18 protein-coding genes are annotated in these 21,021 nt (G+C 67.8%); 6 read left to right on the forward strand and 12 right to left on the reverse strand.

Translation table 11 applies throughout. From position 1 onward, the window contains the following. Positions 1 to 69: 69 nt before the first annotated feature. The 11 genes from WHX56_RS09810 to WHX56_RS09860 all read right to left on the reverse strand — a co-directional run bounded on the left by WHX56_RS09810 (position 70) and on the right by WHX56_RS09860 (position 13,768). A complete protein-coding gene (locus WHX56_RS09810; protein WP_129239125.1) occupies positions 70 to 1,218 on the reverse strand; it encodes an ABC transporter substrate-binding protein in 1,149 nt (382 codons plus the stop codon). 173 nt (positions 1,219 to 1,391) lie between these two features. Continuing rightward, complete coding sequence (locus WHX56_RS09815) at positions 1,392 to 2,120, reverse strand: SDR family NAD(P)-dependent oxidoreductase (protein ID WP_287753660.1); 729 nt, start codon at positions 2,118 to 2,120, stop codon at positions 1,392 to 1,394. A gap of 22 nt (positions 2,121 to 2,142) precedes the next feature. Continuing rightward, a complete protein-coding gene (locus WHX56_RS09820) occupies positions 2,143 to 2,928 on the reverse strand; it encodes a cyclase family protein (protein ID WP_129239123.1) in 786 nt (261 codons plus the stop codon). Positions 2,929 to 3,102: 174 nt separating this feature from the next. Beyond that, a complete protein-coding gene (locus WHX56_RS09825) occupies positions 3,103 to 4,350 on the reverse strand; it encodes an SDR family NAD(P)-dependent oxidoreductase (RefSeq protein ID WP_338881098.1) in 1,248 nt (415 codons plus the stop codon). Further along, the gene (locus WHX56_RS09830) at positions 4,347 to 5,516 is read right to left on the reverse strand and encodes a thiolase family protein (RefSeq protein WP_338881099.1); all 1,170 of its coding nucleotides are present in this window, start codon (positions 5,514 to 5,516) and stop codon (positions 4,347 to 4,349) included. The genes WHX56_RS09825 and WHX56_RS09830 overlap by 4 nt, the downstream gene beginning before the upstream one ends. Further along, positions 5,513 to 7,147 (reverse strand): AMP-binding protein, encoded by a 1,635-nt coding sequence (locus WHX56_RS09835; protein WP_338881100.1) that lies wholly within the window; start codon positions 7,145 to 7,147, stop codon positions 5,513 to 5,515. Before WHX56_RS09835 ends, WHX56_RS09830 begins: the two co-directional genes overlap by 4 nt. A 9-nt stretch (positions 7,148 to 7,156) precedes the next feature. After that, positions 7,157 to 7,648 carry an aromatic-ring-hydroxylating dioxygenase subunit beta gene (locus tag WHX56_RS09840; RefSeq protein WP_129239119.1) on the reverse strand — a complete coding sequence of 164 codons (492 nt, stop codon included), beginning with the start codon at positions 7,646 to 7,648 and terminating at the stop codon, positions 7,157 to 7,159. Then, positions 7,645 to 8,964 carry an aromatic ring-hydroxylating dioxygenase subunit alpha gene (locus tag WHX56_RS09845; protein ID WP_287753664.1) on the reverse strand — a complete coding sequence of 440 codons (1,320 nt, stop codon included), beginning with the start codon at positions 8,962 to 8,964 and terminating at the stop codon, positions 7,645 to 7,647. Before WHX56_RS09845 ends, WHX56_RS09840 begins: the two co-directional genes overlap by 4 nt. 19 nt (positions 8,965 to 8,983) lie before the next feature. Next, positions 8,984 to 9,961 carry a PDR/VanB family oxidoreductase gene (locus WHX56_RS09850; RefSeq protein ID WP_338881101.1) on the reverse strand — a complete coding sequence of 326 codons (978 nt, stop codon included), beginning with the start codon at positions 9,959 to 9,961 and terminating at the stop codon, positions 8,984 to 8,986. Between the two features lie 26 nt (positions 9,962 to 9,987). After that, positions 9,988 to 11,532 carry an indolepyruvate oxidoreductase subunit beta family protein gene (locus tag WHX56_RS09855; RefSeq protein WP_338881102.1) on the reverse strand — a complete coding sequence of 515 codons (1,545 nt, stop codon included), beginning with the start codon at positions 11,530 to 11,532 and terminating at the stop codon, positions 9,988 to 9,990. A 13-nt stretch (positions 11,533 to 11,545) separates the two neighbouring features. Continuing rightward, positions 11,546 to 13,768 carry an indolepyruvate ferredoxin oxidoreductase subunit alpha gene (locus tag WHX56_RS09860; protein WP_338881103.1) on the reverse strand — a complete coding sequence of 741 codons (2,223 nt, stop codon included), beginning with the start codon at positions 13,766 to 13,768 and terminating at the stop codon, positions 11,546 to 11,548. A 384-nt stretch (positions 13,769 to 14,152) separates the two neighbouring features. Between WHX56_RS09860 and WHX56_RS09865 the strand changes: the two genes are divergently transcribed. The 6 genes from WHX56_RS09865 to WHX56_RS09890 all read left to right on the forward strand — a co-directional run bounded on the left by WHX56_RS09865 (position 14,153) and on the right by WHX56_RS09890 (position 20,424). Further along, positions 14,153 to 14,650 carry a MarR family winged helix-turn-helix transcriptional regulator gene (locus WHX56_RS09865; RefSeq protein ID WP_129239114.1) on the forward strand — a complete coding sequence of 166 codons (498 nt, stop codon included), beginning with the start codon at positions 14,153 to 14,155 and terminating at the stop codon, positions 14,648 to 14,650. A 176-nt stretch (positions 14,651 to 14,826) separates the two neighbouring features. Then, positions 14,827 to 16,398, forward strand: a complete 1,572-nt coding sequence (locus WHX56_RS09870) for an ABC transporter substrate-binding protein (protein WP_129239113.1) — start codon at positions 14,827 to 14,829, stop codon at positions 16,396 to 16,398. A 58-nt stretch (positions 16,399 to 16,456) separates the two neighbouring features. Then, on the forward strand, positions 16,457 to 17,446 hold the full coding sequence (locus WHX56_RS09875; protein ID WP_338881104.1) for an ABC transporter permease: 990 nt from the start codon (positions 16,457 to 16,459) through the stop codon (positions 17,444 to 17,446). Then, entirely contained in the window at positions 17,446 to 18,360 is a 915-nt protein-coding gene (locus WHX56_RS09880; protein ID WP_287753670.1) for an ABC transporter permease, read from the forward strand. The genes WHX56_RS09875 and WHX56_RS09880 overlap by 1 nt, the downstream gene beginning before the upstream one ends. Before the next feature lie 58 nt (positions 18,361 to 18,418). Further along, on the forward strand, positions 18,419 to 19,432 hold the full coding sequence (locus tag WHX56_RS09885) for an ABC transporter ATP-binding protein (protein WP_338881105.1): 1,014 nt from the start codon (positions 18,419 to 18,421) through the stop codon (positions 19,430 to 19,432). Next, on the forward strand, positions 19,429 to 20,424 hold the full coding sequence (locus WHX56_RS09890) for an oligopeptide/dipeptide ABC transporter ATP-binding protein (RefSeq protein WP_338881106.1): 996 nt from the start codon (positions 19,429 to 19,431) through the stop codon (positions 20,422 to 20,424). Before WHX56_RS09885 ends, WHX56_RS09890 begins: the two co-directional genes overlap by 4 nt. 42 nt (positions 20,425 to 20,466) lie before the next feature. On the opposite strand, the gene WHX56_RS09895 is transcribed toward WHX56_RS09890, so the two are convergent. Next, positions 20,467 to 21,003 (reverse strand): hypothetical protein, encoded by a 537-nt coding sequence (locus tag WHX56_RS09895; protein WP_338881107.1) that lies wholly within the window; start codon positions 21,001 to 21,003, stop codon positions 20,467 to 20,469. Between the last annotated feature and the right edge of the window lie 18 nt (positions 21,004 to 21,021).

Below are 21,021 nucleotides of genomic sequence, written 5' to 3' on the forward strand. Positions count from 1 at the left end.
GGATCCGGCTCTGCCGGTCCGCAGGCATGCCCCCTAGGGGGGGAAGCGCGCAGCGCTTCGGGGGGGGCTTTATTTGACCAGCGTCCAGTTGCCGTCCTTCACCGTGATGAGTTCGCGGCCGCGGTCGTCGAAGCCGCTGTGGTCGGCGGCCGTCATGTTGTAGACGCCCTGCGTGCCCACCAGCTCCTTGGTCTGTTCCAGCGCATCGCGCAAGGCGTTGCGGAACTCCTTGGTGCCCGGCTTGCCGGCCTTCTCGGCCAGCGGCACGGCCTTCTCCAGCAGCAGCCCGGCGTCGTAGACGTTGGCGCCGAAAGTGGCCGGCTTGGAGCCGTTGAGCTTTTCGTAGGCGGCGATGTAGTCGGAGGCGACCTTCTTGGACGGATTGCTGTCCGGCATTTCCGGCAGCACCAGCATCAGGCTGGCGGCCAGCACCGTACCTTCGACCTTCTTGCCGCCCAGCTTCAGGAAGTCGGGCAGGGCCGCGCCGTGGGTCTGGTAGAACTTGCCCTTGTAGCCCTGGTCGAACAATGTCGTTTGCGGCAGCACGCTGGCGGCGCCGGGGGCGGCGACCAGCACGGCTTCCGGCTTGGCGGCCAGGATCTTCAGGGCCTGGCCCGTGACCGAGCTGTCGAAGCGCAGATAGCGTTCGTTGGCGGTGATCTTGATGCCCTTCTCGGCGGCCAGGCCGGAGAAGACCTTGTACCAGTTCTCGCCGTAGGGATCGTTCAGGCCGATGAAGCCGACCGTCTTGATGCCGGACTTGGCCATGTGGTCGATCAGCGCGCGAGCGATGATGTCGTCGTTCTGGGTGGTCTTGAACACCCACTTCTTCTGGTCGTTCATGGGCAGCACGACGGCGGCCGTGCCCACCGGCGCCAGCATCGGCACGCCGGCCTCGGCCGCGAACTGGATCACGCCCATGGCGTTGGGCGAACCCGACGGGCCGATCAGCGCGTCCACGTTCTGCTCCGAGATCAGTTTCTTGAAGGCCGTGACCGAGTTGGTGGAATCGCTGGCGTCGTCCAGCGAGATGTATTCCACGGTCAGGTCGCCGATCTTCTTCGGCAGGAGCGGCACGGTGTTCTTCTGCGGGATGCCGACCAGCGCCGTGGGCCCGGTGGACGAGGTGACGACCCCGACTTTGACTTGCGCCAGGGCGGGCAGGGCGAACAGCGCGGCTACCGCGGCGGCGGCCAGGGGGAGTTTCTTCGACAGCATGGCAAAACCTCCGGATAGGGAGCAGGGTGGGGGTGCGGCTGGAACACGGAGAAAACAGGAACTGCTGGAATTACTTGTTGCTTAAACTTTCTCTGGGCAGGCTCAGCACTGTAGACCTGGCGGCAGTGCTTACCTATCCGTCAAAACCCGAAGCGCGGCCTCGGGACGCGGGCTCAGATGGTGATGGAACTGACGCTCGCGCCGCCGCAGACGAACAGCGTCTGTCCGGTGACGAAGCTGTTGGCCGGATCCGAAAAGAACATGACCGCGCGCGCCACGTCGTCCGAACGGCCCAGGCGCTTGACCGGGATGCCCGCGGCCAGTTGCTTCTCGCGTTCGCTGCCGGGCTCGATCACTTCGTAGAACATGTCCGTCTGGATCGGGCCCGGCGCCACCACGTTGACGGTGATGCCGTGCGGCGCAAGTTCCAGCGACCAGGTGCGCGCCATGCCCACCATGCCGGCCTTGGTGGCCGAATAGGCGGTGCGCGTGGGCAGGCCCAGCGCGCCGCGCGACGACATCAGCACGATGCGGCCGAACCGGCGTTCCTGCATGCCCGGCAGGGCGGCCTGCACCAGGCTGATGGCCGCGCCCAGGTGGATCTGCGTCAGGCCGTGCAGTTCTTCCTGCGTGACCTGCGGCAGCAGATTGGGCCAGATGACGCCGGCGTTGTGGATCACGTGGCTGATGGGAAACTTCGCCGCGGCCTCGGCGCCCGCCTGCGCGGTGGCCTCGGCGTCCAGCAGGTCCACCTGGATGTTGTGCAGGCGCGGATGGCTGAAGTCGGCGGCGCGGCGCGCCATCGAGATCACTTCGTAGCCGGCGTCCAGCATGCTGCGGCAGATTTCGGCGCCGATGCCGGCGCTGCCGCCGGTCACGAGGGCGACGTGGGTTTGCGTCATGGTTTCCCCTGTTTGTCGTTGTTCAGGCCTTGGGCGCCAGCGCGAGCACGCGCAGGGGGCTGCCCGAGCCGCTGCGGATCTTGAGCGGCGCCGAGAAGATCACGGCGCCCGTGGGCGGCAACTGGTCCAGATTGGTCAGGCATTGCAGGCCGTAGCGGTTGTTGCCGTGCATGTAGTAATGGCAGGGGTAGGGCGGGTCCAGGTGCTGCGCCTGGCCCGCGTCGGTGCCGACCGATTCGGTGCCGAAGCCGTGGACGTCGCGCTCCTTGACCAGCCAGGGCACCACCTCGGCGTCCGGGCCGGGCGAGTGCGCGCCGTCTTCCTGCATGTTCAGGTACTCGGCGGGCTTGGCGCGCTTGGACCAGTCGGTGCGCATCAGCACCCAGGAGCGGGCGGGGATGCGGCCGTGGCGCTCTTCCCATTTCCGCACGAAGTCGATAGTCAGCAGGAAGTCCGGGTTGTCGCGCGCTTCGGCCGAGCAGTCGATGACGCAGGCGCCGGCGATGAACGCGTCGATCGGGATGGTGTCGACGGTGTTGTCGGGCTGGTCCTTGCCCGTGATCCAGTGGGCCGGCGCGTCGAAGTGGGTGCCGGTGTGCTCGGAACACGAGAAGTTGTTCCAGTACCAGCCGGGGCCGCGCTCGTCGTAGCGCGAGATTTCCTCGATGCGGAACGGCCAGGCCTGGCCGAACTCCGGCGGCAGCACGATGGTGGGGAATTCCGGCGTCAGCGTCTCGGTCAGGTCCACCAGGCGGATGCGTCCCGACACCAGCTCGGTCATGAATTGGGCAAGAATGTTCTGGCTCATGCTGTCGTTCCTCGTTGTTCGTTAAGGTCGCGTTGGCGTGGTACGGAAGGTGTCTGACACCCTCGGGAGAGGGATGTCCGCCTGCCGCGGCGTATCAAGGGTGTCAGACACCTGGGGCGCGATTCCGCTTGCCGCGGCGTATCAAGGGTGTCAGACACCTGGGAACTAGGGATGTCAAATACCGGCGCCCAGCTCCCGTTCCAGTCCCTTCGGGTTTTCCGCCAGGCGCGCGCGGAATTCCTGCGCCACGTCGCCCACGTAGACATCTTCGGTGCCGTCCTTCAAGGCGCGCACGATGGCGGCGGCGATCGCGGCCGGCGCCACGCGCGGCGGCGGGGTGCGCTGTTCCCATTCATGGTCGACCGGGCCGGGGAACACGTTCACCACCCGCACGCCCGCGCCGCGCATTTCGGCGCGCAGGCATTGCGCCAGGGACAGCGCGGCCGCCTTCGAGGCCGACCACATGCCGCGCGACGGCAGGTTCATGTGGGCGTAGATGGACAGCACGTTGACCCAGGCCGCGGCGCTGTTCACGCCATCCGCGGCGCGGCCGCACAGCGCCGGCCCGAAGCATTGCGCCAGGCGCATCAGGCCCAGCACGTTCACGTCCATGGCGTCGCGCGCCGTGTTCACGTCCTTGCGGTTCAACAGGCCGCCTTCGCGCTCCTGGTCGGCGGTGTTCACCAGGATCTCGACCTTGCCGCCGATCGAGGCCGCGACCCGCTCGACCGAGTCGGTGTCGGTCACGTCCAGGTTCACCGCCTCTATCCGCGGATCGGCCGCCAGCGCGTCGAACGCGGCGTCGCGCCGCCAGGTCTGGGGATCGCCCAGGAACACCTTGGGGCTGCCCGCGTCGAGCAGGGCGCGCGCCACCGCCAGGCCGACCGCCGACTTGCCGTCGGTGACGAGCGCGCGTCGGAACTTCGGGTCGCAGGAGGTTTCGCGCAAGGTCTTGTCGTCTTCCATGTTGGGAGTGTTCCTTTCGGGCAGGGCGATCATCACGGCCTGGCCGCTGCGGTCCAGCTTCAGCGCCAGCCGCACGCGGGCGCCGTCGGCGCAGTCCTGGTGGACGTGGGCCACGACGCTGGGGCCGGCGTCCATGCGCACCGTGCCCACGCGCCACGGCAGGCGTTCGCGGAAGTACAGATCGTTGCTGTGATGCAGGGTGGTGCTGACCAGCAGCACGCCGTTCGGGTCGGCCGGGCGCCAGGGCAGGCGTTCGGACAGGCAGTGGCCGCAGACTTCGCGCGGCGGATACTGCACCGCGCCGCAGTCGGCGCAGGTTTGCAGGTCGAAGCGTCCCTCGGCGGCGGCGGCGGTCAGTCCCAGCGCGCCGCGGCTGCGCGAACCGGGCGGCAGGGTGGGCTGGCGGGTGCGGGCGACGGGGTTCTTGCGGGGCGGCTTGGCCAGGGGTTCGGTCATGCGTCGCTCCTTGCCAGGATGGTCGCGGCGGTGCACAGCCCGCGGTCGTAATTGATCATGCCGAAGCCGCTGACCATGCCGACGCGGGCATCGGCCACCTGCGTGCCCCCCGCCGTGCCGGTCAATTGGCGCAGCGCCTCGACCAGCCCCAGGTAGCCGCCGGCCGCGCCCGCCTGGCCGACCGACAACTGGCCGCCGTTGGTGTTGAACGGGAAGCTTCCGTCCACGGTGAACGTATTGGCGCGCACGAAATCGGGCGCCGCGCCTTTCGCGCAGAAGCCCAGGTCTTCCATCTGCATCAGGTTGATGACGGGGTAGTCGTCGTAGGCCTGCAGGAAGTCCATGTCGGCGGGCCGGGCGCCGGCCAGGCCGTACAGCTCGTCCACGTCCATGGCCCAGCCGCCGCGCGTCTGGATGGGATCCTCGGTCCAGGCGTTGTGGCGCTCGATGGTGGACAGGATGCGGGCGTAGGGCAGATTCAGCGCGCGCGCGCGGTCTTCGCCCATGACCAGGAAGGCGTCGGCGCCCGCGCAGGGCATCACGCAGTCGAACAGGTGGATCGGGTCGGTGATGACGCGGGCGTCCAGGTACTGGGCCAGCGTCAGCGGCTTTTTCATCAGCGCGTGCGGATACCGCAGGGCGTTGTCGCGCTGCGCCACGCAGAGCTTGCCAAAGTCCTCGCGCGTGGCGCCGGTGGCGCGCATGTAGTTCGCGGTCAGGAGCGCGAAGCTGGCGTTGGGGCCGCCCGCGCCGTACGGATAGACCGCGTCCTGCGCGAAGCGCGAGAACTGGCTGACCGTGTTGCGGAACGAGTCCACGTGGTTGGTGTCGCCCGCGATGCAGGCCACGATGTTCGCGTCCCCGGCCTGCACGGCGCGGGCGGCGCGGCGCAGGGCCGCCACGCCGCTGGCGCCGCCCATGGGGATGTGGTCCAGCCAGCGCGGGCTCATGCCCAGGTGCTGCACCAGGCCGACGGCGGTGTCGGGCGCCAGGGTGAAACTGGACACGCACAGCCCGTCCACCTCGGTCTTGGCGATGCCCGCCTGGCGGATCAGCGCGCCCAGCGCCCGGCCCAGCCACCAGTGGGCGGCGTGAGTGGAATAGCGTTCGTACGGGATGGTGACGGGCAGGGCCGCCACCACGCCGTCATAGCCGCGGCGGCTCATCGCGCGGGCTCCTGGCGTTTCTTCATGTGGCCGGTATCCACGCAGCGGGCGGTGCCGGGCAGCGTGGGCGCCAGCGCCTTCATTTCGCCGCGCTGGATCTTGTTGGTGGTGGTGAGCGGCAGGCTGTCCACGAAGGCCACGTAGCCGGGGGCCTTGTAGTAGGCCAGTTGTTCCAGGCTCCATTGCACGATGCTGCGCGCGGCCTCGGCCATCTCGGCGTCGGTGGCCGGCAGCCGTTCAGGCACCACGCAGGCCAGCACCTCGTCGCCGCGGACGGGGTCGGGCACGGCGGCCACCGCCACCGCCTTCACCCGCGGGTGCTGCATCAGCACGCTTTCCACTTCGACCGCCGAGATGTTCTCGCCGCTTCGGCGGATCACGTTCTTCTTGCGGTCCACGAAGCGCAGCGCGCCGTCGGCTTCGCGGCGCACGATGTCGCCGGTATGGAACCAGCCGCCTTCCCAGGCCTGCGCGGTGGCCTCCTCGTCCTTGAGGTAGCCGGCGAAGAAGCCGTAGCGCGGGTCGTCGCCGGCGTGGCGCACCAGCAGTTCGCCCGGTTCGCCGGCGGCGGCCTCGGCGCCCGCGTCGGTGACGATGCGCACCTGCACGTCGTCCTCTTCGCGCCCGAAGCAACTGCTGCCGATGTGGCGGGGTTCCTGGTTGGCGATGACGACGGCGCCCGCGCCGGTCTCGGTCATGGCCCAGGCTTCCAGCAGCGGAAAGCCGAAGCGCGCTTCGAAGGGCTGGTGCAGCTTGCGGTCCACGCCCGCGCCGAAGCCGAAGCGGATGGCGGGCTGGAGATCCTGCGCCGACGGCTCGGCCTTCATCAGGATGGCGGGCATGACGCCCAGGTAGTGCAGCACCGTGGCGCCGGAGTCGCGCACGCTGTCCCACCAGGTCCTGGGGTGGAAGCGGTCGAGCGGGATCAGGCAGCCGCCCGTCAGCACCATGGCCATGGCCGAGTAGGCCATGGCGTTCATGTGGACCAGCGGCAGCGGTGTCAGCATGCGTTCCTGGCCGGGGCGCAGGGCGGCCAGGCCGCCGATGCGCGCGTACCAGCCGCCCGCGTGCAGGAAATAGCGGTTGGGCAGGATGCAGCCCTTGGGCCGGCCCGTGGTGCCGGACGTATAGAGCAGCGCGCATTCGGTCAGTTCGCCGGGCTCGATACCCGCCAGCGGCGCGGCGAAGGGCGCCGGCGGCGGCGCGTCGTCCGGGCCCATCACGCGCAGTTCCCGGCCGGCGCGCCCGGCCGCCGCGAGCAGATCGCCATGGCGTTCGGGCAGGGCCACCGCCAGCGCGATCTCGGAGTGTCCCGTCAGGTATTCGAGTTCAGCCGCCCGCAGGTCGGGATTGATCGGCACCACGGACACGCCCAGCGCGTTCAGCGCGAACCAGTGCAGGAAGAAAGCGGGGCGGTTCTCCAGCAGCAGCCCGGCGCGGTGGCCGTGCCCATAGCCGGCCCGGGCGTAGGCGGCTCGCAGCGTTTCGATGGCGGCGGCGGCCTGGGCGTAGCCCAGTTCGCCGGCGGCGATGCCGTAGGCCTGCGCCGTTTCCCGCAGGATGCAGAGAAACGGCTGGGCGCCGTGGCGGGCCGCGGTGTCGCGGAATGCCTGATGGACCGTGGTGCTCACAAGCCGCTCCTACATGAACAGTTGGATGTTGCCGAAGGCCGCGTCGCAGTTGACGAGGTCGACGCGCTTGAGGCGGATGCGCAATACGCCGTCCTGCTCCACCAGGTGATGCGTGGTCCAGCCGGCGTACAGCGTCTGCGCGTCCAGCCGGGTCTCGACGTAATGGAAGGCGGTGCGCACCACGTGGCGTCCTTCGGCGGGCGCGGCTTCGGGATGATCGCGCTCGACGGAGGGCGCCTGCAGCAGGTGGTGGCAGCGGCTCTTGGGCTGCTGCGAGAACGTGCGCTGGCCGGCCAGCCGCTCCACGCGCACGCGCAGCAGCAGCTTGTCCTCGTACATCAGCGAAGCATGCAGCCTGGGATCGGCCTGGCCATGGGCCAGCGGCATCCAGTAGTGGCCGTCGTCGGTGTACAGGTTGAGCCATTCCTCGAAGCGCAGTTCGTCCAGCATGCGCGCTTCGGCATAGACAAAATCGATCAGGTCGCGGTCGCTTGCGCTCATACCGACTCCGGTCCGGTCATGTAGCGGCCCCATGCGCGGTATTGATTGCGCATCTGCCATTCATTGGTGCCATTGGTGGTGGCGTTCTTCTGGCCGATTTCGTCGGGCGAGTACAGCCGCCCCACGTTCACCCAGTCCCTAGCGCGCGATTGCAGGCCGTCCTGCGCGCGCTCGTACATTTCCAGGTCGTCATGGCCGACCACGGACGTGGGGGCGTTGATGAGGCGGTTGTACATGAGCGTGCGCTCCAGCAGCAGGTCGGGCGCGCCCACCAGGCGGAAGGTCCAGGACTCCACCAGGGTGCGGTCGGCGGCGATCGGCTTGAAGATGCGCAGGGTCTGGATCGGCCCCTTGACCATGATGTTGGGGAAGTACACGGTGTTGTGGCGCACGTCGCCCAGAATCTGCTTGGCGCGTTCCTCGCCGTAGGCCGACACCATGGCGTCCCAGTAGCCGGGCACGCCGGAATAGGAGGCGTGGATGGAGTCGGCCACGCCGGTGTGGCCATGGCCGTTTTCCCACACGCGGATGCCCATGTTCTCGAAGAACTCGTAGGGGGAGATGAACGGCGCGAACAGTTCCACGGCCATGGGCTTGGGCGTGCCGTCCGGCGCCTGCTCCCAGACCTTCACGGCCGTGCCCGCCGACGATTCGTGCGCCACCATCGGGTGGCAGGTGTCGGTCTGGTTGTCGACCAGCATCTTCCAGTTGCAGCGGTGCATGTAGCGCAACACGCCGCCCGCCACTTCCAGCCGGCCCTCGGGCGAGCGGTCCACCATGTTGTCCAGCGTGGACAGCGATTCGCCGAAGAACTCCTCGAAGGACTGGCCTTCCGGGTTCAGCCGGCAGAACACGAAGCCGCGGTGGTTCTTCACGTCCTTCACGGCCGCCATGCCCTGGCTGGCTTCGCAATTTTCCAGGCCGGTGTTCTCGTAGCCTTTTTTCAGCGGGATCGACAGCAGGCTGCCGTCGGTCTTGAAGGTCCAGGCGTGGTAGGGGCAGCGGAAGAACTTGCCGGTGTTGCCGCAGGCGTCGCCCGCCACCATCGTGCCCTTGTGCGGGCAGCGGTTGTACAGCACGCGCACGCTCTTGTCGCTGTGGCGCACCATCACCACCGGCTGGTTGCCGACGGTGGTGGTGATGTAGTCGCCCGGATTGGGCACCTGGCTGTCGTGGCCGACGTAGACCCAGGTGTTGGCGTACAGGCGTTCCATTTCCAGGTCGAACAGTTCCTGGTCGATGAACAGGTCCTTGTGCACCTCGGTCTCGCGCAACAGGGCGCGGATGGCGTCGGGATTGTCGCGGTATTTGCTCATGGTTGCGCTTCCTTGCGGGCTACAGGTCGAGCACCAGGCGCGGCGATTTCGCGCGCGAGATGCAGATCTGGATGATCTTGCCGCTGGCTTTCTCGGTGTCCGAGAGGTAGTAGTCGCGGTGGTCGGGCTCGCCTTCCAGCACCGTGGCCTGGCAGACGCCGCATTCGCCGCGCTTGCAGTCGCACATCGGATCGCAGCCTTCCTCTTCCATGACGTCGATGATGGTCTTGTCGGCGGGGATGGTCAGCACGCGGCCGGACTGGCGCAGTTCGACCTCGAAGGGCTGGTCGCCGGCCTGCGGCGCGGCGCTGGCGAAGAGTTCGAAATGGATGTGGGCATCGGGCCAATGGCGCGCATGGGCGCCCTGGATGACCGCGTCGATCAGGCCCTTGGGGCCGCACACGTACAGGTGCTGGCGCGGCGACGCCGATTCCAGCAGCGCCTGCAGGTCGAAGCGGCAGGCGGGATCGTCGTCGGCGTGCAGGCTCAGGTCGCCGCCGGCCAGGGCTTCGAGTTCGGGCAGGAAGGCCAACTGGTCCTTGCTGCGGCCGCAATAGTGCAGGCGGAAGGCGCGTCCGGCAGACTTCAGCGCGGCGGCCATGGAGGCGATCGGCGTGATGCCGATGCCGCCCGCGATCAGCACCACCGGTTCGTCGCCGGCCGGCGATTCGTGCAGCGGAAAGTCGTTTTTGGGGCCTTCGGCCGCGAGGGCGTCGCCCTCGGCCAGCGCGTGCATGTGGCGCGAACCGCCCTGGCTGGTTTCCTCCAGGCGCACGCCCAGGCGGTATTCCGAGGGTTCGGCGAAGCGCCCGGCCTCGGGCGCCAGTTGCACCAGCGAATAGCAGCGCGGTTCGCGCAGGCCCGGCACCGACACCTTCAGATGCGCGCCCGGCCCGAAGGCGGGCAGCGGGCCGCCGTCCTCGCGGGCCAGCCGGAACGAGCGGATCAGCGGCGATTCCTGCCGGACTTCCCGAACGATGAGTTTCAATGTCTGCACAGCGTTTGTCCCTATCTGTGTGCGGCTCAGGCCGCCAGCTTTTCGGCCAGTTGGCGTTCCATGGGGCCGCATTTTTCGTCGGCCAGGGCGGTGTCGCGCAACGCGCGCAGCGTCGCGGCGGCATCGGGCTGGCCCACCAACCGTTCCGCCGCGGCGATCAACTGGCGGTACTTGCCGCCGCCGCGCACGTGCGTGTCGCTATAGCCCTTGACCAGGCGGCGGCAGTTGACGGTTTCGACGGCCAGCGCGTAATCGCGCGGCGCCAGCTTCGCGATCAGGTCCAGCCACTGCCGCAGGCCGGCGGCCTCGGTCTGGTGGCGCAGCGTGCCGCGGCGAAAGCGCCGCATGCCGGCCAGCGCGTACAGCATCAGGAAGCCGCCCAGCGTGCCGCTCTGCATGCGGCGGCCGCGGCCCAGGCGGCGCGCGACGAAACCGCCGAAGGCCTTGGAGCTTTCCAGCCAGCGGCCCAGCCCGGCGGGCAGCGTGCCGCAGATCTCTTCCAGCCGCGGATGCATGAATTCCGTCGTGTAGACCAGTTGGTCCGGGCGCGCGCCCACTTCCTGGCGCACGCGGTCGAAGCGCGTGCCGCGGGTCTTCAGGTCGGCGACGCGGATCACGTCGTCGTAGGCCATGGCCGTGGCCACGTAGCGCGCCGCGGCACAGGTCAGCGCCCATTGCCGGGCCTCTCCGCCGTGCGCGGCGTCCAGGTCGCGGACCGCCTTCATGTGGCGCAGGTAGTCGGCGGCGTAGGCCAGGTCCTGGAACTCGATCTGGCGGCGCACGCCCGCGGCCAGCATGGGCTGGGCACAGGCGGGAAAGTCGCGCTTGATCGTGTCCAGCAGGGCCTGCGTCCGGGGGCTGGCCGCGACGTCGGGCAGGGCCGGCACCGGCCGCTCCAGGTCGATGGGGGCGGGCTGCCCGGGTGCCTGGTCGGCCGCTTCGAAGCCCAGGGCGAAGGCGCGCAGGCTGGCGTCCACTCCCAGGCCGGCGCGCCGCACGGTGGCTTCGTAGTCTTCCCGCGCGAAGGGCAGGGCGCCGCTGCCGGCCACCGCGCCGAACAGGCTGGCGCTGATGACGCTGCCCGCGCGGTCGGCGAGGGCCTGCAGGTCGAAGCAGAGAAAGCGCCTGGCCGCCGCGCGACCCGCTTCCAGCACCTTGTTCGGATCGGCGATGCCGTTGCCGGGCGCGGATTTCTCGCTGACCGCGTAGCTGCGGTGCGAAGAGGCCAGCAGCACCGTGCGCTCCGGCGTGACCAGGCCGCGCTGGATGGCGCGGCCGCCCTCCATCAGTTCCGCCGCCACCACCAGGTCCACGTCGCCCGGCGTGGGCATCAGCGCCAGCGCCGGTTGGCGGCCGGCGCGCTTTACGTCGGATTCGGGCAATAGTTCCAGGTAGTAGATCGTCGCGCCCGTGCGCTGGGCCACGCCGGGCACCGACGTGGTCTGCGCCCACCAGCCCGCGTGTTCGGCCATGTCGACGATCCAGTCGGCCAGCACGCCGCCGCCCTGGCCGCCCATGGCCAGGATGGCGATCTTGATGGGGTTGCCTTGCTGCATGGGCACCGGTTTCATGGGGCGGGTGTCCTTAAAGTGCGTGATTGGCCAGGCGCGCCGCGCGGCGCCGTTGCAGGAAGCCGATGACGGCGCCGCGCATGCGCGCCAGGTAGCGGTCGCGCCTGGTGGGGTTGTGGACGATGTCGGCGCGGTAGAACGACGGGCACAGCACGGCGGCATGGGCGACCTCGCCGCAGTTTCCGCAGCCGACGCAACTGCTTTCCACGTGCGCCACCGGGTCTTCCTTCAGGGGATCGCCGCTGTCCTTGACCGTCAGGGACGGGCAGCCCGACAGCCGGATACAGGCGTGGTCGCCGGTGCAGACGTCGGAATCCACGCCGAAGCGCTCCTTCACGGCGCGCTTGCCTTCCTTCACCGCCTTGTTGAACAGCGGCTTGATGCGGCGCTGCTTGTTCAGCATGCATTCCGACTGAGCGATGATGACCTTGGGGCCCTTGACGTCGGTGGTCAGCGCTTCCTCGATGGTGGCGCGCACCTTCGCCACGTCGTAGGTCCGGTCCAGCGTGCGCACCCATTTCACGCCCACGCCGCGCACGGCCTGGTCGATGGGGTTGTTGGTCGAGCGGTCCGGGTTTTCCGCCCGCGAGGACAGGATGTCCTGCCCGCCGGTGGCCGAGGCATAGAAGTTGTCGACGATGACGATGACGCCGTCGTACTTGTTGAATACCGCGTTGCCGATGCCCGAGGACAGCCCGTTGTGCCAGAAGCCGCCGTCGCCCATGATGGAAATGGGGCGCTTGGCGGCGGGCACGTTGAAGGCCGCCGCGCTGGAGGCGCCCAGGCCGTAGCCCATGGTGGTGGCGCCCAGGTTGAAGGGCGGCAGGATGGAGAACAGGTGGCAGCCGATGTCGCAGGAGATGTGGTGCTGGCCCAGCGTTTCCTGCGCCAAGGTCAGCGCCGAGAAGATCGGCCTTTCGGGGCAGCCGGTACAGAAGCCCGCGGGCCGGGGCGGCACCACGGCGGCCAGGCCTTCGACGTGCCTGTGGAAGGCGATGGGTTGCTCGGCCGGCCGGGCGGGCTTGGGCCGCGCCAGTTCGGTGATTTCGAGCTGGCGTTCGGCCGCCTGGGTATCGGCCGGCGCGGCGGGATGCGTCTGCAGGGATTCCGGACGGTTCCGCTTGAGGAATTCGCGCAGGCCGTCGCGCATGACCTGGGTGGTGTATTCGCCCGCCATGGGCAGCACGTCCTTGCCGGACAGGCGCGTGTCCACGCCCGCGCGGCGCAGCACGGCATGCAGGTTCTGCTCGATGTAGTCGGGCTGGCCTTCCTCCAGCAGCAGCACGGCGCGCTTGCCGCGGCAGAAGTCGATGACCTCGTCCTCGATGACGGGATAGGTCACGTTCATGACATACAGCGGGATGCGGCTGTTGCCGAAATTGTCGGCCAGGCCCAGCAGTTGCAGCGCCCGGATGACGCCGTTGTAGAGGCCGCCTTGCAGGATCAGGCCGATGTCGTCCTGGTCGCCGTCGAAATGCTCGTTGAGCTTGTGCTCTTTGATGTAGCGGATGGCCGCGGGCCAGCGTTCCTTGATCTTTTCCTGCTCGTGCAGGAAGGACGCGGGCGGCAGCACGATGCGGCTGGTGTCGCGCGCGGGGCTTTCCAGCGCCTGGGCCAGCGAAAACGCGGGGCGCTTGTTTTCCTTGGCGACGAAGCGGCCGTGCACGTGGCAGCCGCGGATGCGCAGTTGCAGCATGACGGGCGTCTTGCTGGCTTCGGACAGCTCGAAGCCGTCCTCCACCGCCTTGACCATGCTTTCGAGGTTGGGGCGCGGATCCAGCAGCCATATCTGGGACTTCATGGCGAACGCGTGCGAGCGTTCCTGCATGATGGACGAGCCTTCGCCGTAGTCTTCGCCCACGATGACCAGCGCGCCGCCGGTGACGCCGCCCGAGGCCAGGTTGGCCAGGGCGTCGGACGCGACGTTGGTGCCCACCGTGGATTTCCAGGTGACCGCGCCGCGGATCGGGTACATGACGGACGCGGCCAGGGTGGCGGCCGCGGTGGCTTCCGAGGCGCTGGCCTCGAAGTGCACGCCCAGTTCGTGGAGGATGTCGTTGGCGTCGGCCAGTACGTCCATCAGGTGCGAGATTGGCGAGCCCTGGTAGCCCGCGACGTAGCCCACGCCGGATTGCAGCAAGGCCTTGGTGACCGCAAGAATGCCTTCTCCGCGGAACTCTTCGCCCGCGCCGATGCGCAATTGCTGGACTTCTTTTTTGAAAGACCTTTCAGCCATCTGGCACTCCTTCGCGGCCCGGCCTGCGGGTCCTCAAGCGTTGCTGCTGCGCAGCATCGTCACGTCAGGAAAATCTCGTCTTAAAAATACTTTAGGAGTCAACGTTTTAGCTGTCAACAAAAAAGATGAAATTTCATGGAAAACAAAAAATATCACGCTAAAACAAGGGCGTATATACTCGTTGATCTCTAGCTTCGCAGTGCCTTTCCGGCCCTGAGATGGTGCAAAAACGGATTGCGATTCGGGGTATACCCTGTGCTGCGCAACAGCATTGCGGCGCATCATGGCGCGCGTTGGCGCCACCGTGGTGCAATGCAGTCTTTCGTCGGGCCGCCATTTGGCGTTCCGGCATTCTTGGATTCCGGTGCGTGGGAGCAAAGCAACATGCGGTTGGACAAGCAGCGGGACACGGGCGCGGCGGCGCAAGGCGGCCGTTTCGTCGACGGCTACCTGGCCTACCTCCTGGCGCAAGCCAGCCAGCGCATTTCGGCGGAGTTCCATTTGCAGGTGAAGGCAGCCGGCCTGTCGGTCACCCAGTGGCGCGTGCTGGCCAGCCTGCAAGGCAGCGCCGGCGAGACCATCGGCACGCTGGCCGTGCTCGCCATCACCAAGCAGCCCACCCTGAGCAAGGTGGTGCAGCGCATGGAAGCCGAAGGGCTGGTGGCCCGCAACGGCGTGCGGGCCGACCGGCGGCAGACCCGGGTCTGCATCACCGCCAAGGGTTCCAACCTGATCGCCGCCCTGTGCGAACAGGCGCTGCAGCACCAGAAGGCGGTGCTCGCGCCGTTCGGCGAGGAAAAGGCCCTGCTGCTGATCGAGATGCTGGACGTGCTGATGACCGAGCACGTGCCGCTTGAATTGTCGGTCCCGGAAGACGAATAGGCGGCCGCCGTACCCAACGCCGTTTACTTCGATTATTTTGTTACGAGCATATGCGTCCCCAATATGTTTTCCCTCTGTGGAAACCTGTCCCGGTACGCATAAACCCTTAATTGACGAGGGTCTTGCGGGTAGGCAATATCGCGCCGGTATTCAGACTACAGTCAGGAGTTGAACCTATGCGCCGCACTTTGATTGCTATCGCGATCGCCGCCGCCGTGGCCGCGCCCTCGATCGGGCACGCCAAAACCTTCCGCTGGGCCGCTCAGGGCGACATCCTCACCTTCGACCCGCACTCCCAGAACGAAGGCATGACGATCGCCGCCAACAGCTACGTCTACGAGCCGCTGGTGGACTACGACAAGGACTTCAAGGTCGTGCCGCGCCTGGCGACGGAATGGGAGCAGGTTTCGCCCACGCTGTACCGCTTCAAGCTGCGTCCCGGCGTGAAGTTCCATGACGGCGCCGCCTTCACCGCCGACGACGTGGTGTTCTCGGTGCACCGCGCCATGGCGCCCACCTCCAACTACAAGGCCTACACCACGGGCATCAAGGAAGCGCGCAAGATCGACGACCTGACGGTCGAGATCGAGACCTCCGCGCCCAACCCGGTGCTGCTGCGCCAGTTGCCCAACGTGTTCATCATGAACAAGGCCTGGTCGGAGAAGAACAACATCGCCAAGCCGCAGGACTTCGTCAACAAGGAAGAGACCTACGGCGCGCGCAACACCAACGGCACCGGCCCCTACAAGCTGAAGTCGCGCGAAGTCGACGTGCGCACCGTCTTCGAGGAAAACAAGGACTGGTGGAACAAGGCCGGCAAGATCGGCAACGTCACCGAAGTGGTGTTCACGCCGATCAAGCAGAACGCCACCCGCACCGCGGCGCTGCTGTCCGGCGAGATCGACTTCGTGCTCGATCCGGCCGCCCAGGACCTGGACCGCCTGCGCCAGTCGGCCAAGGTGGTCGAGGGCAACGAATACCGCACCATCTACCTGGGTCTGGACCAGAAGCGCCCCGAGCTTCAGTATTCCAGCGTCAAGGGCAAGAACCCGTTCCAGGACATCCGCGTGCGCGAGGCGCTGTACCGCGCCATCGACGTGGACGCGATCAAGCGCGCCGTGATGCGCGGCCTGTCCGCGCCCACCGGCACCATGATCGCGCCGCAGGTGCACGGCTGGGCCGAGTCGCTGCACAAGCGCGTGCCGTACGATCCCGAGAAGTCGCGCGCCCTGCTGAAGGAAGCCGGCTACGACGGCACCCTGAACTTCACGCTGGACTGTCCTAACAACCGCTACATCAACGACGAAGCCATCTGCCAGGCCGTGGTCGGCATGTGGGCCAAGGTGGGCGTGAAGGCGACCATGAACGCCATGCCGCGTTCGACCTACTTCCCCAAGGTGCAGAACTCCGACACCAGCGCCTACCTGTTCGGCTGGGGCGTGCCCACGTTCGACGCCATGTACACCCTGCAGAACCTGATCCGCACCAAGGGCGAGGGCGCGGACGGCATGTACAACCTGGGCAACTACAGCAACAAGGAACTGGACGCGATCATCGACCGCATCAAGACGGAAACCGACGTGGCCAAGCGCGATGCCGACATCCGCACCGTGCTGGAAATCCACGCCAAGGAATTCGGCCACATTCCGCTGCACGACCAGGTCATTCCCTGGGCGATGCGCAAGAACGTCACCGCCATCCACCGAGCCGACAACCGTCTCGTCGCCGATTGGGTCAAGGTTGACTGATCCCGGCTAATCGAACGGCGGGGCCCGCCCGGCTCCCGCCGTTTTGCCTTTTCCGCCTATGTTCGCTTTCATACTGCGTCGCCTGTTGCAGGCCGTGGCGGTGATGCTCACCGTCTCGCTATTGGCCTTCGTGCTGTTCCAATACGTCGGCGACCCCGTCACCATCATGCTGGGCCAGGACGCCACCGATGCCGAGCGCGTCGAGTTGCGTGAACGCCTGGGGCTGAACCAGCCCGCCATCGTCCAATTTGGCCATTTCGTGGCCAACGCCGCGCAGGGCAATTTCGGCATCTCCCTGCGCCAGAGCGAACCCGTTTCCGCCTTGCTGAAATCCCGCCTGCCGGCCACGCTGGAACTGTCCATGGCGGCCGCCGTGCTGGCGCTGCTGGTGGGCGTGCCGCTGGGGGTCTATACCGCCCTCAAGCGCCACAGCCTGGTGTCCCAGTTGCTGCTGGCCGGTTCGCTGCTGGGCGTCTCGCTGCCGACGTTCCTGATCGGGATCCTGCTGATCCTGGTGTTCTCCGTGCAACTGGGCTGGCTGCCCAGCTACGGGCGGGGCGATACCGTCAGCTTCGGCTGGTGGACGTCCGGGCTCTTCACTACCACGGGCTGGAAGCACCTGATCCTGCCGTCCATCACCTTGTCGCTGTTCCAGATGACGCTGGTGCTGCGGCTGGTGCGTTCCGAGATGCTGGAGGTGCTGCGTTCCGACTACATCAAGTTCGCGCGCGCCCGCGGCCTGAAGCGCCGCGCCATCCACTTCGGCCACGCGCTGAAGAACACGATGGTGCCCGTCATCACCATCACCGGCCTGCAACTGGGCGGCATCATCGCGTTCGCCATCGTGACGGAAACCGTGTTCCAGTGGCCGGGCATGGGCCTGCTGTTCATCCAGGCGGTGCAATTCGCCGACGTGCCGGTCATGGCCGCGTACCTGTGCCTGATCGCGCTGGTGTTCGTGGTCATCAACCTGATCGTCGATCTTCTGTATTTCGTCGTGGACCCGCGCCTGCGTTCCGGGTTGACCCGCGGCGGGGGGGCTCACTGATGCGCGCCGTACTCAAACGCTGGTGGGACAGCGACATCGCCTGGGCCTGGCGCCGGGCGCCCGTGGCCATCGCGGCGACCGTGCTGCTGGCGCTCCTGCTCATCGGCTCCTTCGGCGCCGGCTGGGTGGCGCCGCACAACCCCTTCGACCTCACCAAGGTGGAATTGCTGGACGCGCTGCTGCCGCCCGTCTGGGAGGCCGACGGCCAGGCGACCTATCTGCTGGGCACGGACAGCCAGGGGCGCGACCTATACTCGGCCATCCTGTACGGCACCCGCGTATCGCTCCTGATCGGCCTGGCCTCGGTGGTGCTGTCCATGCTGATCGGCATCGTGCTCGGGCTGGTGTCGGGATACGCCGGCGGCCGGATCGACGCGTTCATCATGCGCATCGCGGACGTGCAGCTATCGTTCCCCGCCATCCTGATCGCGCTGCTGATCGACGGGGTGGCGCGCGCCGCCGTGCCGCGCGAGATGCACGAACTGATCGCCTTTCCCGTGCTGATCGGCGCGATCGCGCTGGCGGGCTGGCCGCAGTACGCGCGCACGGTGCGCGGCTCCACTCTGGTGGAGAAGAACCGCGAATACGTGCAGGCGGCGAGGGTGATCGGCGTGGCGTCGCCCGTCATCATGTTCCGCCACGTGCTGCCCAACGTGCTGGGGCCGGTGCTGGTGCTGGCCACGGTGCACCTGGCCACCGCCATCATCACCGAGGCGACGCTGTCGTTTCTGGGCGTGGGGGTGCCGCCGACGGCGCCTTCGCTGGGCACGCTGATCCGCATCGGCAACGACTTCCTGTTTTCCGGAGAGTGGTGGATCACCATCTTCCCGGGCGCGGCGCTGGTGCTCCTGGTGTTGTCCGTCAATCTGCTGGGCGACTGGCTGCGCGACGCGCTCAACCCGAGATTGGGGTGACGTTCCCCCTCCGAGGCGGCAGCCGTGTGCAACAGGCAACTGAATTGAGGTATCGCGCATGAGCGCATTATTGGAAGTCCGCAATCTGCGCGTGGAGTTTCCCACGCGCCGCGGCACGCTGCTCGCGCTGGACGACGTATCGTTTTCCATCCAGGCGGGCGAAGTCCTGGGCGTAGTGGGCGAGTCCGGCGCCGGCAAGTCGCTGACCGGCGCATCCATCATCGGCCTGCTGGAGCCGCCCGGGCGCATCGCCGCGGGCGAGATCCTGCTGGCGGGCCGCCGCATCGACAATCTGCCCGATGAACAGATGCGCCGCGTGCGCGGCCGCGAAATCGGCGCCGTGTTCCAGGATCCGCTGACGTCGCTGAATCCGCTGTACACGGTGGGCCGGCAATTGGCCGAAACCATCGTGACGCACCTGGACATGAGCTGGTCGCAGGCGCGCAACCGCGCCGTGGAACTGCTGGCGTCCACCGGCATCCCGGCGGCGCGCGAGCGCATCGACCACTACCCGCACCAGTTTTCCGGCGGAATGCGCCAGCGCGTGGTGATCGCGCTGGCCCTGGCGGCCGAACCCAAACTGGTGGTGGCCGACGAGCCGACCACCGCGCTGGACGTGTCCATCCAGGCGCAGATCATCGAACTGCTCAAGCGCCTGTGCCGCGAGAACGGCACCGCGGTGATGCTGATCACGCACGACATGGGCGTGATCGCCGAGACCGCGGACCGCGTGGCGGTGATGTACGCGGGCCGGGTGGCCGAGATCGGCCCGGTGGCGGACGTGATCCACAATCCGCGCCATCCCTACACGTCGGGGCTGATGGGATCGATCCCGTCGCTGGACGGGCATGCCGAGAGGCTGGTGCAGATCGACGGCAGCATGCCGCGTCTGAACGCCATTCCGCCGGGCTGTGCATTCAATCCGCGCTGCGGCCGGCGGCTGCCGCGCTGCGCGCGGGACAGGCCGGAATTGATGCCGGCGGGCACGTCCCTGGCGGCCTGTTGGCTGCATGAAGGGGAGGCCCCCGCGCCGGGCTCCGCCGGCGGCAAAAGCGCAGAGGAGTCCGTATGAGCACGCCCTTGGTGGAAGTAAAGGACGCGGCCCGCTGGTTCGACGTGTCGCCGTCGTGGCTGGAGCGCAAGCTGGCCGGCAAGCCGCGGGTCATGCTGCGCGCCGTGGACGGCGTGTCGTTCGAGATCGCGCGCGGCGAGACGCTGGCGCTGGTGGGCGAGTCGGGTTGCGGCAAGTCGACGGTGGCGCGCATGCTGGTCGGGCTGTATGGGCTGACCCGCGGCGACATCCGTTTCGATGGGCAGCCCCTGTCGCGCATGTCGGAGCCGGGCGGACGCGCGCTGCGCAAGCGCTTGCAGATGATTTTCCAGGACCCCTATGCAAGCCTGAATCCGCGCTGGCGCGTGGGCCGCATCATCGCGGAGCCCATGCTGACGCATACGCGGATGACGCCGGCAGAGCGCGGCGCCCGAGTGGGCGAACTGCTCGGGCAGGTGGGCCTGGATCCGGCGGACCAGGCGCGCTATCCGCACCAGTTCTCGGGCGGCCAGCGTCAGCGCATCTCGATCGCGCGCGCATTGGCGGTGAACCCCGAGTTCCTGGTGTGCGACGAGCCGACCTCGGCGCTCGACGTGTCGGTGCAGGCGCAGGTGCTGAACCTGATGAAGGACCTGCAGCGCAAGCTGGGGCTGACCTATCTGTTCATTTCCCACAACCTGGCGGTCGTGCACCACGTGGCCGACAGGGTGGGGGTGATGTACCTGGGCCGCATGGTGGAAGTGGCGCCGCGCGACGAGCTGTTCCAGCGGCCCCGGCATCCGTATACGCGGATGCTGCTGGAGGCCATTCCGGACATCAACGGCGCGGGCAAGCCGCGCACGGCCGTGGCGGGCGAAGTGCCGAACCCCTTGAACCCGCCGTCGGGCTGCACCTTCCATCCGCGCTGCCCGCACGCGAACGAGCGGTGCAAGCGGGAAGCGCCCGCCGCGATGGCGGCAGGCGTGTCGGTGGTGGCCTGCCACGCAGTGCAGGAGGGGCGGATCGCGGCATGATCCGCCTTGCGGCGGGCTCGCCCGCCGCCGGGCTCGGCCCGTTCAGTGGCGAGGGCCGTGGTCGTGGGGATGATCGCGGCGGTCGCGGTCATCCTCCTCGTCGTCCTCATCCTCTTCTTCGTCCTCGTCGTCCTCTTCCTCGTCCGGATCTTCCGGCACGGGCTCTTCGGTGAGCGCGAACGGCAGCACGTCTTCCAGGCTGTCGGACCAGGCGGATTCCTCGCCGTCATGGTCGAGCTTGATGAAGCGCTCGCCCTCGTTCAGCGAAATCTCGATGGCCCAGAGGTAGAGGCAGTCGTAGGTGTCGTCGTCGGACTGGGGCAGCCCGCCGCGGTTGCCCAGCAGCCGGGCGCCGGGGCCGCCCAGTTGGACGTGGGTCTGTTCCTCGTCGGGCTTGGCGTTTTCGTCCACGGGCACCCCGTAGGTCACCCATTCGGTGCCCTCGTCGCCCAGCACGACTTCGGCCAGCACGGGTTTGCCCAGGTAGGCGCTCAGGGCGTCGGCCGTCTTGGCCAGCATGTCCAGTTCGGATGCACTGAAATGGGTCAGGGAGGCTGGGGGAGTGGCGGAGGCGGACATGGGGGATTCCTGGGCGCG

Source organism: Achromobacter veterisilvae (assembly GCF_037619525.1).
In the GTDB taxonomy this organism is placed as follows: domain Bacteria; phylum Pseudomonadota; class Gammaproteobacteria; order Burkholderiales; family Burkholderiaceae_B; genus Achromobacter; species Achromobacter veterisilvae.

What these genes read in the sequence shown, in the direction of transcription:
- WHX56_RS09810 (WP_129239125.1), bottom strand. Translation starts at nt 1,218, where the DNA reads ATGCTGTCGAAGAAACTCCCCCTGGCCGCCGCCGCGGTAGCCGCGCTG.
- WHX56_RS09815 (WP_287753660.1), bottom strand. Translation starts at nt 2,120, where the DNA reads ATGACGCAAACCCACGTCGCCCTCGTGACCGGCGGCAGCGCCGGCATC.
- WHX56_RS09820 (WP_129239123.1), bottom strand. Translation starts at nt 2,928, where the DNA reads ATGAGCCAGAACATTCTTGCCCAATTCATGACCGAGCTGGTGTCGGGA.
- WHX56_RS09825 (WP_338881098.1), bottom strand. Translation starts at nt 4,350, where the DNA reads ATGACCGAACCCCTGGCCAAGCCGCCCCGCAAGAACCCCGTCGCCCGC.
- WHX56_RS09830 (WP_338881099.1), bottom strand. Translation starts at nt 5,516, where the DNA reads ATGAGCCGCCGCGGCTATGACGGCGTGGTGGCGGCCCTGCCCGTCACC.
- WHX56_RS09840 (WP_129239119.1), bottom strand. Translation starts at nt 7,648, where the DNA reads ATGAGCGCAAGCGACCGCGACCTGATCGATTTTGTCTATGCCGAAGCG.
- WHX56_RS09845 (WP_287753664.1), bottom strand. Translation starts at nt 8,964, where the DNA reads ATGAGCAAATACCGCGACAATCCCGACGCCATCCGCGCCCTGTTGCGC.
- WHX56_RS09855 (WP_338881102.1), bottom strand. Translation starts at nt 11,532, where the DNA reads ATGAAACCGGTGCCCATGCAGCAAGGCAACCCCATCAAGATCGCCATC.
- WHX56_RS09860 (WP_338881103.1), bottom strand. Translation starts at nt 13,768, where the DNA reads ATGGCTGAAAGGTCTTTCAAAAAAGAAGTCCAGCAATTGCGCATCGGC.
- WHX56_RS09865 (WP_129239114.1), top strand. Translation starts at nt 14,153, where the DNA reads ATGCGGTTGGACAAGCAGCGGGACACGGGCGCGGCGGCGCAAGGCGGC.
- WHX56_RS09870 (WP_129239113.1), top strand. Translation starts at nt 14,827, where the DNA reads ATGCGCCGCACTTTGATTGCTATCGCGATCGCCGCCGCCGTGGCCGCG.
- WHX56_RS09875 (WP_338881104.1), top strand. Translation starts at nt 16,457, where the DNA reads ATGTTCGCTTTCATACTGCGTCGCCTGTTGCAGGCCGTGGCGGTGATG.
- WHX56_RS09880 (WP_287753670.1), top strand. Translation starts at nt 17,446, where the DNA reads ATGCGCGCCGTACTCAAACGCTGGTGGGACAGCGACATCGCCTGGGCC.
- WHX56_RS09885 (WP_338881105.1), top strand. Translation starts at nt 18,419, where the DNA reads ATGAGCGCATTATTGGAAGTCCGCAATCTGCGCGTGGAGTTTCCCACG.
- WHX56_RS09890 (WP_338881106.1), top strand. Translation starts at nt 19,429, where the DNA reads ATGAGCACGCCCTTGGTGGAAGTAAAGGACGCGGCCCGCTGGTTCGAC.
- WHX56_RS09895 (WP_338881107.1), bottom strand. Translation starts at nt 21,003, where the DNA reads ATGTCCGCCTCCGCCACTCCCCCAGCCTCCCTGACCCATTTCAGTGCA.